21 protein-coding genes and 1 pseudogene are annotated in these 14,298 nt (G+C 66.9%); 9 read left to right on the top strand and 13 right to left on the bottom strand.

Annotated features, from left to right (window positions below):
- From H7841_02540 to H7841_02580, 9 genes are all read right to left on the bottom strand, one after another.
- Window positions 1–213: hypothetical protein (locus H7841_02540; GenBank protein ID MEO5335762.1), on the bottom strand; the 213-nt coding region annotated here is incomplete at its 3' end.
- Window positions 214–310: 97 nt separating this feature from the next.
- Window positions 311–2,326 carry a TonB-dependent copper receptor gene (locus H7841_02545; protein MEO5335763.1) on the bottom strand — a complete coding sequence of 672 codons (2,016 nt, stop codon included), beginning with the start codon at window positions 2,324–2,326 and terminating at the stop codon, window positions 311–313.
- Between the two features lie 89 nt (window positions 2,327–2,415).
- A complete protein-coding gene (locus tag H7841_02550) occupies window positions 2,416–2,853 on the bottom strand; it encodes a hypothetical protein (protein ID MEO5335764.1) in 438 nt (145 codons plus the stop codon).
- Window positions 2,854–3,017: 164 nt separating this feature from the next.
- Window positions 3,018–3,221 (bottom strand): cold-shock protein, encoded by a 204-nt coding sequence (locus H7841_02555; GenBank protein ID MEO5335765.1) that lies wholly within the window; start codon window positions 3,219–3,221, stop codon window positions 3,018–3,020.
- Window positions 3,222–3,473: 252 nt separating this feature from the next.
- Window positions 3,474–3,677, bottom strand: a complete 204-nt coding sequence (locus tag H7841_02560) for a cold-shock protein (protein MEO5335766.1) — start codon at window positions 3,675–3,677, stop codon at window positions 3,474–3,476.
- Between the two features lie 202 nt (window positions 3,678–3,879).
- A complete protein-coding gene (gene rlmJ, locus H7841_02565) occupies window positions 3,880–4,725 on the bottom strand; it encodes a 23S rRNA (adenine(2030)-N(6))-methyltransferase RlmJ (protein ID MEO5335767.1) in 846 nt (281 codons plus the stop codon).
- 115 nt (window positions 4,726–4,840) lie between these two features.
- Window positions 4,841–5,050 carry a hypothetical protein gene (locus H7841_02570; protein MEO5335768.1) on the bottom strand — a complete coding sequence of 70 codons (210 nt, stop codon included), beginning with the start codon at window positions 5,048–5,050 and terminating at the stop codon, window positions 4,841–4,843.
- A 121-nt stretch (window positions 5,051–5,171) separates the two neighbouring features.
- Window positions 5,172–5,381 (bottom strand): hypothetical protein, encoded by a 210-nt coding sequence (locus H7841_02575; protein ID MEO5335769.1) that lies wholly within the window; start codon window positions 5,379–5,381, stop codon window positions 5,172–5,174.
- A gap of 140 nt (window positions 5,382–5,521) precedes the next feature.
- A complete protein-coding gene (locus H7841_02580; GenBank protein ID MEO5335770.1) occupies window positions 5,522–6,106 on the bottom strand; it encodes a peptide deformylase in 585 nt (194 codons plus the stop codon).
- Window positions 6,107–6,264: 158 nt separating this feature from the next.
- Here H7841_02580 and rpsU point away from each other — a divergent pair, with 158 nt between their 5' ends.
- The 5 genes from rpsU (at window position 6,265) to thpR (ending at window position 8,158) form a co-directional block, all read left to right on the top strand.
- Entirely contained in the window at window positions 6,265–6,468 is a 204-nt protein-coding gene (gene rpsU / locus H7841_02585; protein MEO5335771.1) for a 30S ribosomal protein S21, read from the top strand.
- A gap of 190 nt (window positions 6,469–6,658) precedes the next feature.
- A complete protein-coding gene (locus H7841_02590; GenBank protein ID MEO5335772.1) occupies window positions 6,659–7,093 on the top strand; it encodes a CBS domain-containing protein in 435 nt (144 codons plus the stop codon).
- Window positions 7,094–7,100: 7 nt separating this feature from the next.
- Window positions 7,101–7,310 (top strand): hypothetical protein, encoded by a 210-nt coding sequence (locus tag H7841_02595; protein ID MEO5335773.1) that lies wholly within the window; start codon window positions 7,101–7,103, stop codon window positions 7,308–7,310.
- Window positions 7,311–7,341: 31 nt separating this feature from the next.
- Window positions 7,342–7,608 carry a CCDC90 family protein gene (locus H7841_02600; protein MEO5335774.1) on the top strand — a complete coding sequence of 89 codons (267 nt, stop codon included), beginning with the start codon at window positions 7,342–7,344 and terminating at the stop codon, window positions 7,606–7,608.
- Between the two features lie 10 nt (window positions 7,609–7,618).
- Entirely contained in the window at window positions 7,619–8,158 is a 540-nt protein-coding gene (thpR, locus tag H7841_02605) for an RNA 2',3'-cyclic phosphodiesterase (protein MEO5335775.1), read from the top strand.
- Here the strand turns inward: thpR and H7841_02610 are convergent.
- From H7841_02610 to H7841_02625, 4 genes are all read right to left on the bottom strand, one after another.
- Window positions 8,150–8,809, bottom strand: coding sequence for an HAD family hydrolase (locus tag H7841_02610; protein MEO5335776.1), 660 nt, complete (start codon window positions 8,807–8,809; stop codon window positions 8,150–8,152). The genes thpR and H7841_02610 overlap by 9 nt on opposite strands.
- Window positions 8,803–9,642 carry a fructosamine kinase family protein gene (locus H7841_02615; GenBank protein ID MEO5335777.1) on the bottom strand — a complete coding sequence of 280 codons (840 nt, stop codon included), beginning with the start codon at window positions 9,640–9,642 and terminating at the stop codon, window positions 8,803–8,805. Before H7841_02615 ends, H7841_02610 begins: the two co-directional genes overlap by 7 nt.
- On the bottom strand, window positions 9,639–10,112 hold the full coding sequence (locus tag H7841_02620) for a low molecular weight phosphotyrosine protein phosphatase (GenBank protein ID MEO5335778.1): 474 nt from the start codon (window positions 10,110–10,112) through the stop codon (window positions 9,639–9,641). Before H7841_02620 ends, H7841_02615 begins: the two co-directional genes overlap by 4 nt.
- A 72-nt stretch (window positions 10,113–10,184) precedes the next feature.
- The gene (locus H7841_02625) at window positions 10,185–10,901 is read right to left on the bottom strand and encodes a class I SAM-dependent methyltransferase (protein MEO5335779.1); all 717 of its coding nucleotides are present in this window, start codon (window positions 10,899–10,901) and stop codon (window positions 10,185–10,187) included.
- A 65-nt stretch (window positions 10,902–10,966) separates the two neighbouring features.
- On the opposite strand from H7841_02625, the gene H7841_02630 reads away from it, so the two are divergent.
- The 4 genes and pseudogenes from H7841_02630 (at window position 10,967) to H7841_02645 (ending at window position 14,232) form a co-directional block, all read left to right on the top strand.
- Window positions 10,967–11,554 (top strand): uracil-DNA glycosylase family protein, encoded by a 588-nt coding sequence (locus H7841_02630; protein MEO5335780.1) that lies wholly within the window; start codon window positions 10,967–10,969, stop codon window positions 11,552–11,554.
- A gap of 18 nt (window positions 11,555–11,572) precedes the next feature.
- Window positions 11,573–13,012 (top strand): annotated as a pseudogene (locus H7841_02635) (hypothetical protein).
- Between the two features lie 267 nt (window positions 13,013–13,279).
- Entirely contained in the window at window positions 13,280–13,636 is a 357-nt protein-coding gene (locus tag H7841_02640; protein ID MEO5335781.1) for a thioredoxin family protein, read from the top strand.
- 113 nt (window positions 13,637–13,749) lie between these two features.
- Window positions 13,750–14,232 (top strand): peroxiredoxin, encoded by a 483-nt coding sequence (locus H7841_02645; protein MEO5335782.1) that lies wholly within the window; start codon window positions 13,750–13,752, stop codon window positions 14,230–14,232.
- Window positions 14,233–14,298: the final 66 nt, after the last annotated feature.

The following is a 14,298-nucleotide window of genomic DNA, read 5'->3' on the forward strand; positions in this document are numbered from 1 at the left end:
GGGCGCTTCCGGCGGCGCCCCCTCGGCGGCGGGAGAGGCGGCGATCAACGATACCTCCAGGACTTCCACGGACGTCTCGGACGTCCCAGGCAGCCAGACCATGGCGACCAGCGCCCCGACATGCAGCAGGACGGCCAGCGCCGTCGCAGCGGCATCGAGTGCCGGCGTCGCGGTAGCGACGGTTGGATCCGGCAAGCGACCGATAACCGTCATGGCGGGACACCCCCCGGACGGGATATCCGCCGGGCCCCGGCGCAGAACACCCAAGGCACCGGCGGGAGATCGGTCCGGCAAGCGCCCGGATACGTCATCAGAACTTCACGCTGCCCCGCAGCCAGAACGTCTGCCCCGGCTCGTAGACGCGGACGTTGTCGGCGTATTCGGCCAAGTTCGACATGCCGGTCAGGTTACCGGTCTTGCTGACATGTTCGGCGTAGCCCTTGTCGAAGATATTGTCGACGCCGGCCGTGAGGGCGACGCCCTCGAAAGGCCGCCACCCGGCGTTGGCGGAAAAGACGGTGAAGCCGCCGGTCTGGCCGATGTCGGTGCTGATGACGTTGCCCCAGCCGGAATCGTACCGGTCCTGGCGCAGCGCGGCACGCATCAGCAGGCCGCCGAAGAAGGTCCGGTCGTCGTACTTGACCCCGAGCGTCGTGTTGAGCGGCGGCATCTGGGCCAGCGGCTTGCCGTCGGTCTCGTTGGTGCCGCGCACATAGGCGAGGGTGCCCTCGACGGTCCAGTCCGTCAGGAATTTGTAGGACAACTCCGCCTCGCCGCCGACCGTGAAAGCATCGACGTTCTTGCTCATGGCGCTGGAAACCAGGATGTAGTCTTCGGTGCGGGCGTAGAAGGCGGAAACCGATCCATGCCAAGTGGGCGTGGTGAACAGAGCCCCGATATCGACCTGATCCGTTTTTTCGGTGGCGACCGAGAAGGAAGCGATCGACTTGTTGCGCTCCCAGAAGTCGGGGGCTCGTTCCGCATGCCCGACCCCGACGTAGGCGGTCACAGGCAGGCCGAGGTCGACGTCTCGTTCATAGCGAACGAAGCCGGCGTGCAGCGAACGGTCATCGGTCAGGTTGGGGCCAACGTCGTGCTTGGTCGCATCGATGTGAGTAAGGCGGTAGCCGCCGATCACCCGGTCGACGTCGGTCAGGTCGTACTTGGCCTCGCCGAAGCCGGCAACCGTCTCGAAGCTCAGGTCGCGGACCCGCATCTTGCTGTCCAGCCCGACCCCGGTGAGATATTGGGTTCGCGTCTGGCTGCGCTTGGTGTGGTCGTCCGAGATGTAATCGGCGCCGAAGGTCAGCTTGAGATCGTCCACGGGTTTCATCTCGACGGACGCCTTGGCACCCTGCATAAGGTGATCCACTTGGGAAGCCGCCGTCGCCATGGTGCTCAGGGGCCGCAGCGAGTAGGTGTCCATGATGTGGTCGGCGTAGTTGTAGAAGGCCATCACGTTCACCTTGGCGAACAGGGGCGTCAGGTCCTTGCGGGTGAAGCGTAGGGTGTAGCCTTCGCGGTCGAACTGGGAGCCGTCCATACCGCCGGCGGCAGAGGCGGCTTCCGCCTCGCTGCGGTCGGCGACGGCCTCGAGGGTGGTCGACTTGTCCGGAGTCCAGCCGAGGATGGCCGAGCCGCTCTTGCGGTCGTAGAGCGAATGAACGGGGGTGCCATGACCGTCATGGTAGTCGTCGCTGAAGGAGCGGGTCCCGATCACCCGGATATAGCCCGGCTGGGCACCTCCGGTCAGGTCGAGGACTTGGTCGTTACGGTTACGGCTGCCGTAAAGGCCGGTGGCGTTGCCCCGGACCCCCAGCTTGTCGAACGGCTTGGTCTCGCGCTCGACGAGAACCGTGCCAAGCGCGGTGCCGCCATGGACGACGCTTTGCGGCCCTTTCAGCACCGTCAGCTTGTCGAAGGATTCGGGAAAGATGTAGGCCGTCGGTGGGTCCATGCGGTTCGGGCAACCCCCGAACAGCGGCGCGTCGTCGAGCAGTACGTTGAGCCGCGATCCCCCCTGGCCGCGCAGCAGCGGCTCGCCGTCGATGCCGCCCTGGCGCACCACGGTGAAGCCGGGGATGTTCTTCAGGTACCCGGCACCGTCGGCCGGCGGCACCGGCTGGCGGGGGTTCTTCGAATCGGTCTCGACGACCAGCGGCTCGGTTACCTTGGGCGCGGTGACCACGACTTCGTCCATGATGGTTGGGGCGGGCTCGTTGGCGGGCGGCGTCTGGGATTCGTCGGCGCGGACCGCGGACCCGCAGGCCACCGCGGCGGCCGCCAGGGCGGCCAGAGCGGCCCGGCTGCGATAGATGGGAGACATGGGACTTCCTTCTGTCCAATGGAGCTGGAACCGCGACGACACCGCAGCCCCAGCGCAAGGGCGACGAAAGCCGCGGAAGACCGGATGGATCAGACGGAAGTGGGCGGAGCCTGGGACCGGATCGGCAGGCAGGAGGCGGCGGGCGGGGCGCGATCGGCTCCCGTGCCTTTTTGGACGCTGGGAATGGCCGCCGTCGTCGGTGCGACCAGGATTCCCACCAGCACCAGCAGGACCGGCGCGGTCCCGGCCGACAGTTGGACGGGGCAAACCGGGCAGGCCGGGCAATAGCCCTTCCCGGCGCCGCCGCCGGACTCGTCCGGAACCTGGACGGGCATGGCCTGCAAGCCGTGGGCGGTGCAGATCTCGACCCATTCGACCCGGGTGAATCCGGCCGCCTGCAAGCTGGGAGCATAGAGAATGTTGGCCGCCAAGTTGAGCACGACGGCCAGCAACGTCAGCCAAGCGCCGACGCGACGCCGACGCGGCAGAACGCTAACCAAACCCGGCAATGCGCGAAACCGCGCCACCCTCGTCACGCCCCCTCCGATACCCCTACCCCCGGTAGTTTTCCCGAGGGCCGGCCATGGTTATCGAAATCGCCAGTCGTTTGCAAGTCGATTCACAAATACGAAAGCCCCGGCCGTGGGGCCGGGGCTTGGAGGTACCTTAGCGGTGCCCGCCGGAAGTCCGGTCAGGCGAGCTTGAGGTTACCAGCGGCGGTCTTGCCGCGCTCGGTGAGGAGGTCGTAGGACACGGCCTGCCCCTCGTTGAGGGCTCGCAGCCCTGCGCGCTCGACAGCGCTGATATGGACGAACACGTCCTTGGACCCGTCGGAGGGCTGGATGAAGCCATAGCCCTTCTGGGTATTGAACCACTTTACGGTACCGGTAGCCATCGTCTCTCGTCTCCTGAACACGCCTCAGCACAGCTTCGGCTGCCACGCGACCATCGCATGGCTTGGTAAAGCCTGGATTTTTGGGGGAGTGTCAGTCGTGGCCCCCGGAGGGCCGAACAAGCACGCGCGCCAAAAACGCCATGGCGCCGACAGCAAACACCATCGCCGCATGTCTGTCAACGGGAAACGATAAGGAGCGGACCGGTACGGCGCGGCCCCCGTTGGGAGCCGCGCCGCGAGCCGGAAATCCGGTTAGGCGAGCTTCAGGTTACCGGCGGCGGTCTTGCCGCGCTCGGTCACCAGATCGAAGGACACGGCCTGCCCCTCGTTGAGGGAACGCAGACCAGCGCGCTCGACGGCGCTGATGTGGACGAACACGTCCTTGGAGCCATCCGAAGGCTGGATGAAGCCGAAACCCTTCTGGGTGTTGAACCACTTTACGGTACCGGTAGCCATAGTATCTCGTCTCCTGAACAGGCATCTGCATGCGTTAGCGGCCCCGCTGAGGTGCGGGACCCGTTGAATCCGGATTTTGGGGAGTGTCTCGATCAAGGGCCCCGAAGGACCGAACAAGCACGCGAGCCAAATTCCTAGACCCCCCAAGGGAACGCCATTGCATCGCGAGTGTCAATGGAAATCGCCAATAAAAATGAAATCATCATTCCGGAACCAACCAATCGAGCCGGAATCCGCCCCCCGGCTCCTGGGCCAGAGCCTCGGCCAGCCAGGGCAGCAAGCCGGCCAAGGCTTCCTCCATCTTCCACGGCGGGTTGACCAGAACGAGGCCGGAACCGCTCAATACCGTAACGTCCTTGTCGGAACGCACCCGCAGTTCGACCGCCAGGATGCGGCGGATATCGCCGGCCCGCAGGTCGCGATGGAAGGCTTCCACCTCGCGCCGGTCCTTGATCGGATACCAAAGAAGGAACTGTCCGGTGGCGAATCGCCGATGTCCCTCCCTCAGCGCGCGATGCAGGCGCTGGAACTCTCCGGGCGCCTCGAACGGCGGATCGACCAGCGCCAAGCCCCGCCGCTCCGCGGGCGGCAACTGGGCCCTGATCTCCGTCCAGCCGTCGCCCTCGCGCACACGGACCTGGGGATCGCCGCGGAATTCGGCGGTCAGCGTCGCCGCGTCGACCGGATGCAGCTCGCAAACCGTCAACCGGTCGCCGGGACGCAATAGCGCCCGCACCAGACGGGGTGAGCCGGGATAGAAGCGAGGAGGTCCATCCCCTCCCTCGTTGGCCGACGCCACAGCCGCCAAATAGGGTGCCAACGCGGGATGGGGAGCCGGGTGGGCGAGCAGGCGCCGGATACCGGACTCCGCCTCGCCGGTCTTCAGCGCCTCGGCGGCGAACAGATCGTAGAGTCCCAGGCCGCCATGAGTATCCAGCACGGCGAAGGGCTTGTCCTTTTCCTTCAGCCGCTCGATCAGCAGCGCCAGCACCGCGTGCTTGAGAACATCGGCGAAATTTCCGGCATGGAAGGCATGGCGGTAGTTCATGGCTGTCCCCAGGACACCGACAGTGTCCCCTTTCCTGGCGAGAAGTGACGTCGCCCCGCCGAATATTCAATCGAAATCGGGGTTGTACCGCAACAGCGCCTGGCCGAGGGGCCGATCAACGGCCGTGCAGGGCTTTCGCGTCGGCTTCCAGGCGGCGGGCCGCCGTCATCAGTTCGTCATCATGGGTCGAATGGCAGAGAGCCGCGTATCGCAGTCGGGCCGCGATCAAGCCCCAGAGGCACATCACATTGCCGCAGTACCTGCGGTTCCGTACCGCCGCGCCGCAGGCGTCGGCCATAACCTGTCGCATCGTTTCGCCGCTCATGACGCACCCGTCGCCGCCTCGCCGGCATTGCGAGTCATAATTATTCTTGAATTTACGTCAAGGGATAATTCCTGCGGCCACGGGAATATCGCGGGGCTTTACCGTAACCCGATCGGGCGGATCAAAGGGTTCCCATGGCCTCCGCATCGGCATCCACCCGGCGTGCCGCCGCCTCAAGGCCTGGAGCGAGCGTCCGATTCCTGAGCGCCAGGTAACGCAGTCTTGCGGCCAACAAGCCGGAAAGACATTTCAAATCGCTGCAAAGTCTCCGGTTCCGTACCATCCAGGTCGCCGCTTCCGCCATCACGCGCCGGAAATCGCTGCTTTGCATGACCGCCCCCTTTTCTTCCGTCGTCGGGCCCCGATCTAAGGTGATTCGCCCTGCCGGTCTAGATGAAGTCCGTGAATTTTGTGTGAATATGACGGCTCCGCAGCCGTCATCGGCATCCCGGCATGGCCGCGGCGGCCCGCTCATTCATCGGCGGTGGAATCGGGGCTGGAGCCCTTGCGCATTTCGTCGGAATAGCCGAAGCGCGACAGGTCCTTGATCCGCATGGGATAGAGGATCCCGTCCAGGTGGTCGCATTCATGTTGCACGACCCGGGCGTGGAAACCGCGGGCGATCCGGTCAACCGTCCGCCCTTCGAGATCCAACCCCCGGTAGCGGATACGCATGTAGCGCGGCACGGGCCCGCTCATCCCCGGCAGGGACAGGCACCCCTCGTAGGCTTCCGCCATTTCCTCGCCCAGGGGTTCTATGACGGGATTGATCAGGGCGGTGAGCGGCACCGGCCCTCCCTCCGGGTCGGGATCGTCGCCTAGCCCGGCCGCCCGGTAGCGCTCGGCGGCCGCGCGCGCCTCGGGGACGAAGAAGATGACCAGACGCAGGGGAATATGGACCTGCGGCGCCGCCAGGCCCACCCCACCGGCATCCCTCAGCGTATCCACCATATCGACGACCAGCGCGGCGATCTCGGGTGCGGTGGGATCGGCCACCGGCTGGGCGGGGGCTGCCAGGACCGGGTGTCCCATGCGGGCGATCTTCAGAATGGACATGCTCCGATAATGGCGCGGCATCCGGGGTTTTCCAAGCCCTTCGCTTCAGCCCCCTTCTCGGCCCTTCACAGCCGCTTCGGGATATGCTAGAAGCCCCTCCCTCCGGAGCGTAAGGGCGTTCCGGCAGATATCTTGTTGGCAAAGGAAGGTCGTTCAACGTGCAGGTCATTGTCCGCGACAACAATGTCGATCAGGCCCTCAAGGCGCTCAAGAAGAAGATGCAGCGCGAGGGTATCTTCCGCGAGATGAAGCTCCGCCGCTCTTTCGAGAAGCCCTCCGAGCGCAAGGCGCGCGAAAAGGCCGAGGCCGTCCGCCGCGCCCGCAAGCTGGAACGCAAGCGCCTCGAACGCGAAGGCTTCTGAGCCTTTCGCCACCCTCTCGACCCGCCTTGAAGCGCACTCGCGGCGATCGCCGGGGTGCGTTTTCGCTTGGCTGATGAACTTCCTTCTCGAAGCGGCGCCCGGCCCCCAAGCCTTGGCGAACAGGCCTTCCCCCGACTTTTGAATCGGACTAAGGTGTCCAGCCCGCGCGATCAAGGACAGGGAGCCCGCAATGAAGATCCGCACCATCATGGCCCGCAAGCACCGCGACCTGCTGACGCTCCGGCCCGAAGACACCATCCAGACGGCCTGCACGCTGCTGACCACCAACAAGATCGGCGCTCTGCCGGTGCGGGATTCCGACGGCCATCTGGTGGGCATCCTGTCCGAACGCGACATCGTCAAGGGTATCTACAAGAAGGGCAATCTCGTCCCCGGCCTGCTGGTCGGCGAACTGATGACCCGCAATGTGCGCACCTGCGCCCCCGACGACGACGTGAAGGCGGTGATGGAATCCATGCATGCCAACCGTTTCCGCCACATGCCGGTGGTCGACGATGGGGAACTGGTCGGCATGGTGAGCCAGGGCGACGTGGTCCAGCTCCGCCTGGAACAATCGGAAATGGAAGCCGGCCTGATGCGCGACATCGCCATCGCCCGCCGATAGGCCGGCGATGGGCGAAGGGCACGGCGGCTGGGGCTGCCCGCACGAACGTGGCGGCCGATGCGCCAAGGTCGCAGGACGGGCCTGCGATCCCGGCATGAAGGGCTGCGTCCTGCACGGCCGCTTCCGCTTCGCCAACAGCACGGAAAAGAACGCGGGCATCGCCGTCCGGACGCGTGCCGAGCGGCACAAGGCCTTGAAGGACAGCCCGGCCGGTTGACGGCCAAACGGCCGGGGCGCATAGTCTAGCCATGACGACGATCACCTTCGACACGTTGAAATTCGTCCACAGGCTGCGGGATGGGGGATTTCCCGAACCCCAGGCGGAAGCCATTGCCGAGGCCTTCAAGGACGCCACGGGCGACGCCGAACTGGCGACCAGGCGGGACGTCGAACGCCTCGAAGCCCGGATGGATGCCCGTTTCGAGCGGATCGATGGCGAATTGAAGCTCAACCGCTGGATGACCGGCCTGCTTTTGGCCGGGGTGATGTCGCTGATCCTCAAGGCCTTCTTCTAGGGCCAACCCCATGCTCCGCCTGTTCGTCGGCCTTGCCCTACCCGCGGAAGCGCGCCAGCGGTTGGCCTTTCTTTGTGCCGGGGTGCCCAAGGCCCGTTGGGTAGCGCCCGAAAGTCTGCACTTGGCGCTGCGCTTCATCGGCGAGGTGGACGAAATCCAGGCCGAAGCCATCGACGCCAATCTTCTCGCCGTTCGCGCGCCTGCCTTCGACTTGGCCTTGAGCGGCGTCGGAACCTTCGAGCAGGGACGGCGGATGCGGGTGCTGTGGGCGGGCATCGAGCACCAGCCGGTCCTGGACCACCTGCAGGCCAAGGTGGAATCGGCGGCGGTGCGGGCCGGTCTGGCGCCGGAGGGCCGCAAGTTCTCCGCCCACGTCACCCTGGCCCGCTTCAAGGAAAACCCGCCCCGAGACCGCCTGGCCGCCTTCGTCCTGCACAACGCGTCCTTTCGCGCCGGGCCCTTCGCGGTACGCGAATTCATCCTCTATCGCAGCCACCTGGGCCGCGAAGGCGCCCATTACGAGGCGCTGGCCGAATATCCGCTACAGTAGCCCCGCCAAGTCGCGCATGTCGGCGAAGACCGCCGAGGCGCCGGCGGCACGGAGCATGTCGCCGTAACCAGGACCGCAGTGGCCGCCGCCGGCGAAGCCCAGCACCCGCATGCCGGCGGCGAGGCCGGCCTCGATCCCGGCGCGGGCGTCCTCGACGACGACGCAGCGGTCCGGTGCCGCCCCCATGGTCCGGGCGGCGTGGAGGAACAGATCGGGCGCCGGCTTGCCGCGCGCCACCTGGGAAGCGCTGAAAAGATGGCCGTCGAAATGGGCGATCAGGCCGGTGAGCGTCAGGGAATGGCGGATCTTTTCCGGCGCCCCCGACGAGGCCACGCACTTGGCGAAGGCGAGCGCCGGCACCGCTTCGGCCACGCCGGGACAGGGCGTCAGTTCGGCGGCGAAGGCCTCGAAGTCCTTGCGCCGCATTTCCGCTTCGAAGTCCGCGGGCAGGGGCCGGCCCCTGTCGGCCTCGATCATCGCCATCACCCGGCGCATGCTGATGCCGGTGAAGCGGGCCCGGCAGTCTTCGGGCTTCATGGGATAGCCCAAGGCCGTCAGTTCGCGGGCCAGCAGGCGGCTGGCGATGGGCTCGCTGTCCACCAGCACGCCGTCGCAGTCGAAGATAATCAGGTCGATGTCCATGGTCAGCATCCGAACCGGGAAAGAATCCGTTCCACCGATCCCAGGTAGGAACCGCCGAACAGCCGGACATGTACCAGCAAGGGATAGAGATTGTAGATGTCGCGCCGTTCCTCGAAAAAGCCGGGCCTGAGCGGCCGCAGTTCCCCGTAGCGGCGGAAGAAGGCTTCGCCGAAGGTGCCGAACAGGGTGGAAAAGGCCAGTTCGATCTCGGGATCGCCGTAGTAGATGGCCGGGTCGATGAAGCCGGCGATGCGTCCCTTGCGGCACAGCACGTTGCCGCCCCACATGTCGCCGTGCAGCAGGGCGGGGGCGGCCGGTTCGGCGATCCAGGTGCCCAGACGGGCGCAGAAGGTTTCCAGCCGGGCCAGGGTGCGGGCCGGCAGGCCCGCCCGGTGCCCCATGTGCAACAGCCGACGGTCGCGGAAGAACTCGACCCAGGACCCCGTCCAGGGATTGGGCTGGGGCAGGCCGCCGATCAGGGTGTCGCGGTCCAGCCCGAAGCGGGGCGCCGCGATGCCGTGCAGATCGGCCAGCAGTTCGGCCGCGTGGCTTTCAGCGCTATCGTCCAGGCTGCCCGAGGTTTCGATCCAGGTCATCAGCAGCAGGCCGTCGTCGGCATGCAGGACCTGAGGCACCGGCAAGCGGCTGTGGGCGGCCAGGTAGGACAGCATGTAGCCTTCGATGCCAAGCCCGCTGCCCGCGTCCCCGGCCTTGGCGACCAGCCGGCGGCCGTCTTCCAACTCGACGCGATAGACGTCGCCGACGCAGCCGCCCGACAAGGGCGTCAGCTTCAGCGGCCGGACCCCGACGGCCTCCCCGATGGCCGTCCGGAGGTCGCTCACCGATGGTTCTCCCGGATATGGGCGAGCAGGCCCCGGGAAGCCGCTTCCGCGAGATCGAGCACCGTATCGAAGCCTTGCGGCCCGCCATAGTAGGGATCGGGCACTTCCCGACGGCCCGCCTGGGGCGCGAAGTCGAGGAACAGGCGCAAGCGGTGTTCCTCCCCCTTCGGGCAGAGCGCCTGCAGGTTGCGCAGGTTGTCGCGGTCCATGGCCAGCACGTAGTCGAACCGGTGGAAGTCCTCGCGCACCGCCTGACGGGCCCGCAGGGGGCTGAGATCGACGCCGCGCCGGGCGGCGGCGGCCTGGCTGCGGGCATCGGGCGGCTCGCCCACGTGGTAGGCGCCGGTGCCGGCGGAATCCACGTGGATATGCCCGGCCAGCCCCTCCTTTTCAACCAGGGCGCGGAACACGCCCTCGGCGGTGGGGGAACGGCAGATGTTGCCCAGACAGACGAACAGGACGCGGACCATGGGCGGCTCCTCCGGTTGCCTTCGGCGTCGGATACCATGGCGCTCCATGGCCGACAAGAACGGAAGAAGGGCTCAGAAGCGGATCAGGCTCACCGTGCCGCCCTGGCGGGCGGTCAGGATCGTCTGCTCCCAGGAACGGCCGGGGAAGTCCCGGATTTCCGAGACTCCCGGCACGGAGAACAGGATGCGCAGGCACAATCCCTTCGCGGTCGCGCCGTCCGCGTTGCGGGCGAGGAAAAAGGTCGGATAGCGCTCCGCGGACAAGGCCAGGAAAGCCCAACCCTGGGTTCGAACGAATTCGTCCACAGCTTCGACCACCCCGAACCCCATGGCCTGGGCCTCTTCATGCTTGGCATAGTCGTGGCCAAGGATGAAACCGTCCGGCTTGATCTTGGGCGCGAAGGCGTCAAGGTCCGCCTTGACGCCTTCGTAGCTATGCAGGCCGTCGATGTAGATCCAGTCCAGCGACCCGTCCGGAAACCGGGAGACGACATCGCCCGAGAATCCCCGGTGCACCGCCACTTGGCCGGCGCCGACCTCCTTGGCGAAACGTACCTGGATGCTGCGGTGGAGGGCGTCGCCTTCCTCCTCGCTCCAATTGGAGGGATCGTTGCGATAGTCCTCGCGGTCCTGGTGGGTCCAGGGATCGATCAAATGCAGGCGACCAGGTTCGGCGGCATCGAGGATGCGCCGGGAGAAATCGCCTCGGGCTACTCCGATCTCCGCCACCTGCCCACCCTTGGGCATCAGGAACATCAGGTCTTCGCGCGAAGCGGGGACATAAAGCATGGGGCTTTCCATCGGACTGGGGCAAGGTCATGCTGGCACAAACGCCCCCTCCTCGCAAAGCAGGAATGAGTATCGAGCCCCTCGCCACAGCCCTCGCCGAAGCCCGCGCCTGCATCCTGTGCCGGGACCGCCTGCCCTTGGGCCCGCGGCCGGTGCTGCGGGCGGAAGCGGGCGCCCGCCTGCTGATCGTCGGCCAGGCGCCCGGTACCCGCGTGCACGAAACCGGCATTCCCTGGAACGATCCGTCGGGCGACCGCCTGCGGGACTGGATGGGAGTGGACCGCGAAACCTTCTACGACGCCACCCGCATCGCCATCGTCCCCATGGGGCTCTGCTATCCGGGCCGCGACGCCAAAGGAGGCGACAATCCGCCGTGTCCCGAATGCGCCCCCCTTTGGCACCCCCGTATCCGGCCGCTGCTGCCCGATATCCGCCTGACCTTGCTGGTCGGCCGATATGCCCAGGCCTTCTACCTGGGAACTAGGCGGCACAATGACCTGACCGGAACCGTGGCCGCCTGGCGGGACTACCTGCCGGACTTCCTGCCCCTGCCTCATCCCAGCTGGCGCAACACCGCCTGGCTGAAGCGTCATCCCTGGTTCACCGAAGAGTTACTGCCGGAACTGCGTCGACGGGTGACCGGGCTGTCGTGAGCCGCTATGATCCGCGCCATGCCGCGCCTCGTTCTCGCCTTGCTGGTCTTTCTGCTGTCCGCCCCGCCGGTGCGGGCCGATACCGTTTCGCCCTGGGTTCCGGGCGGCGAGACGGCGGTCCGCCTCGTCGCTGCGACCGAGGCGGTGGGCGACGGCCGTACCGCCACCCTGGGCCTGCAGTTCCGCCTGGGCGGGGACTGGAAGATCTATTGGCGTTCGCCGGGCGACGCCGGCTATCCGCCGCGGCCCGACTGGAGCGGCTCGGAGAACGTCGACGAGATCGACGTCCGCTGGCCGGCGCCCCACCGCTTTTCCATCCTGGGTATCGAGACCCTGGGCTACAAGACCGAGGTCGTTCTGCCGCTTCATGTCACCCTGAAGGAGCCGGGACGGCCGCTGGTCCTCAAGGGAAGCGTCGACTATCTGGCCTGCGCCGACATCTGCGTGCCCTTCGCCGCCCAGGTGGCCCTCGACCTGCCGGCTGGTCCGGCCCGCCCCAGCCCGCAGGCCCCTTTGATCGGGCGGTTCCTGGCCCAGGTGCCGGGCGACGGCACCGCCGCCGGCATGACCATCGAGGCGGCGAAGGCCACGCCCGACGGCCGGACGCTACGCATCGCCGCCCGTTCCACATCGCCTTTCGTGGCGCCCGATATCTACTTGGAAGGGCCCGAGTCCCTGAGCTTCTCCGCACCCAAGGTCGCCCTGACGGAAGGCAATTCCCGCGCCCTGCTGGAGGTAGAGGTCTCAGGCGCGAAAGGACCCTTGGCGGGCACGCCCCTGATCCTCACCCTGGTGGACGGCGACCGTTCCGCCGAGACCCGGACGGTCGTGGCGGCAGGCGGCACGACCACGGTAGACGGCCCATCGCTGCTGTCCATCCTGGGCCTGGCCCTGTTGGGCGGGCTGGTGCTCAACCTGATGCCCTGCGTACTGCCGGTGCTGTCCCTGAAATTGCTGGGCGCGGTCAAGCACGGCGGCGCGGAACGGCGTCTGGTGCGCTACAGCTTCATCGCCTCCGCCCTCGGCATCGTCGCCGCCTTCCTGATGCTGGCCGGCGCCTTGGCCGCGCTCAAGGGGGCGGGCGCCTCGGTGGGCTGGGGCATCCAGTTCCAGCAGCCCTGGTTCCTGGCCGCCATGACGGTGATCGTCGCCCTGTTCGCCTGCAATCTCTGGGGATTCTTCGAACTGCGCCTGCCGGAATGGGTCTCCGACCTGGGCGAGCATGCCAGTCATGTGCACGGCCTGGGCGGCCATTTCCTCACCGGCATGCTGGCGACGCTGCTGGCCACGCCCTGCTCGGCCCCCTTCCTGGGAACCGCCGTGGGCTTTTCCCTCGCGCGCGGGTCCATGGAGATCTTCGCCGTCTTCGCCGCCCTGGGGGTGGGGCTGGCGGCCCCCTACCTGCTGGTGGCCACCGCGCCCGGGCTCGCCACCCGCATGCCCCGGCCAGGCCGCTGGATGGTCATCCTCAAGCAGGTGCTGGGCGTCGCCCTGGCCGGCACGGGGCTTTGGCTGCTGGCGGTGCTGGCGGCCGAAGTGGGAGCCCTGGGAGCCACGGCGGTAGGCGTGCTGGTGTTGGGCCTCGGCATGGCCTTATACGTCCGCCACCGCTGGCAAAAGAGCCTGGGCGGCCGGGCGGCCGGAATCGCCCTGCTCTGCGCCGTCCTGGCGGTGGCGGCCGCCTTGGGCCTGGACAACGGCGGAACCGGCAAGGCCGCCGATCCCATGCAAGGGCTGTGGAAGCCCTTCGACGAGGCGGCCATCCCGGCCCTGGTGGCCCAGGGCCGGACCGTCTTCGTCGACGTCACGGCCGAATGGTGCATCACCTGCCGGGTCAACAAGTCCCTTGTCCTGTCCCAGGACGAGGTGCGCCAACGCTTGGCGGTCCCCGGCGTCATCGCCATGCAGGCGGACTGGACGCGGCCCGACGAGGCCATTTCCCGCTATCTGGCGCGCTTCGGGCGTTATGGCATCCCTTTCAACGCGGTCTATGGGCCCGGCCTGCCCGAAGGCCTCGCCTTGCCGGAACTGCTGACCCGCGACAAAGTCCTGGAGGCCCTGGCGCGAGCGGCGGAGAAATAGCGCAAGGAGGGCTTGGAATCGTTCCAAGCCTTCCCTATCTAAGTGCGATACCGGCCCCGGCCTTCGCCGGTGCGGGGGAGTTCGTCAATAATCGGAAAGAGGTTCGTACAGCCATGATCAAGGTCGGCGATCGCATTCCGTCCGGGACCTTCAAGGAACTGGGCGACGAGGGCTTCAACGACGTCTCCACGGACGCCGTGTTCAAGGGACGCAAGGTGGTGATGTTCGGCATCCCCGGCGCCTTCACCCCCACCTGTTCGCAGCAGCACCTGCCGGGCTACGTTTCCAAGGCCGGCGACCTGAAATCCAAGGGCATCGACGAAATCGTCTGCATGGCGGTCAACGACGCCTTCGTGATGAAGGCCTGGGGCGACGCCCAGGGCGCGGCGGGCAAGGTGCGCATGCTGGCCGACGGCAACGGCACCCTGACCAAGGCCATGGGGCTGGATCTGGACGCGTCGGGCTTCGGCATGGGCCTGCGCTGCCATCGCTTTTCCATGATGGTGGAAGACGGGGTGGTGAAGACCCTGCACGTGGAACCCAACCCCGGCGCGCTGGACCAAGCCGCCTGCGAGGTGATCCTGAAGGAAGTCTGAGTTTTATCCGCAATCGCGGCGATCCGGCGGGGCCTTCGGGCCCCGCTTTTCGTTTGGAGCGGATTC

The sequence above is a fragment of the Magnetospirillum sp. WYHS-4 genome (assembly GCA_039908345.1).
Lineage (GTDB): Bacteria > Pseudomonadota > Alphaproteobacteria > Rhodospirillales > GLO-3 > JAMOBD01.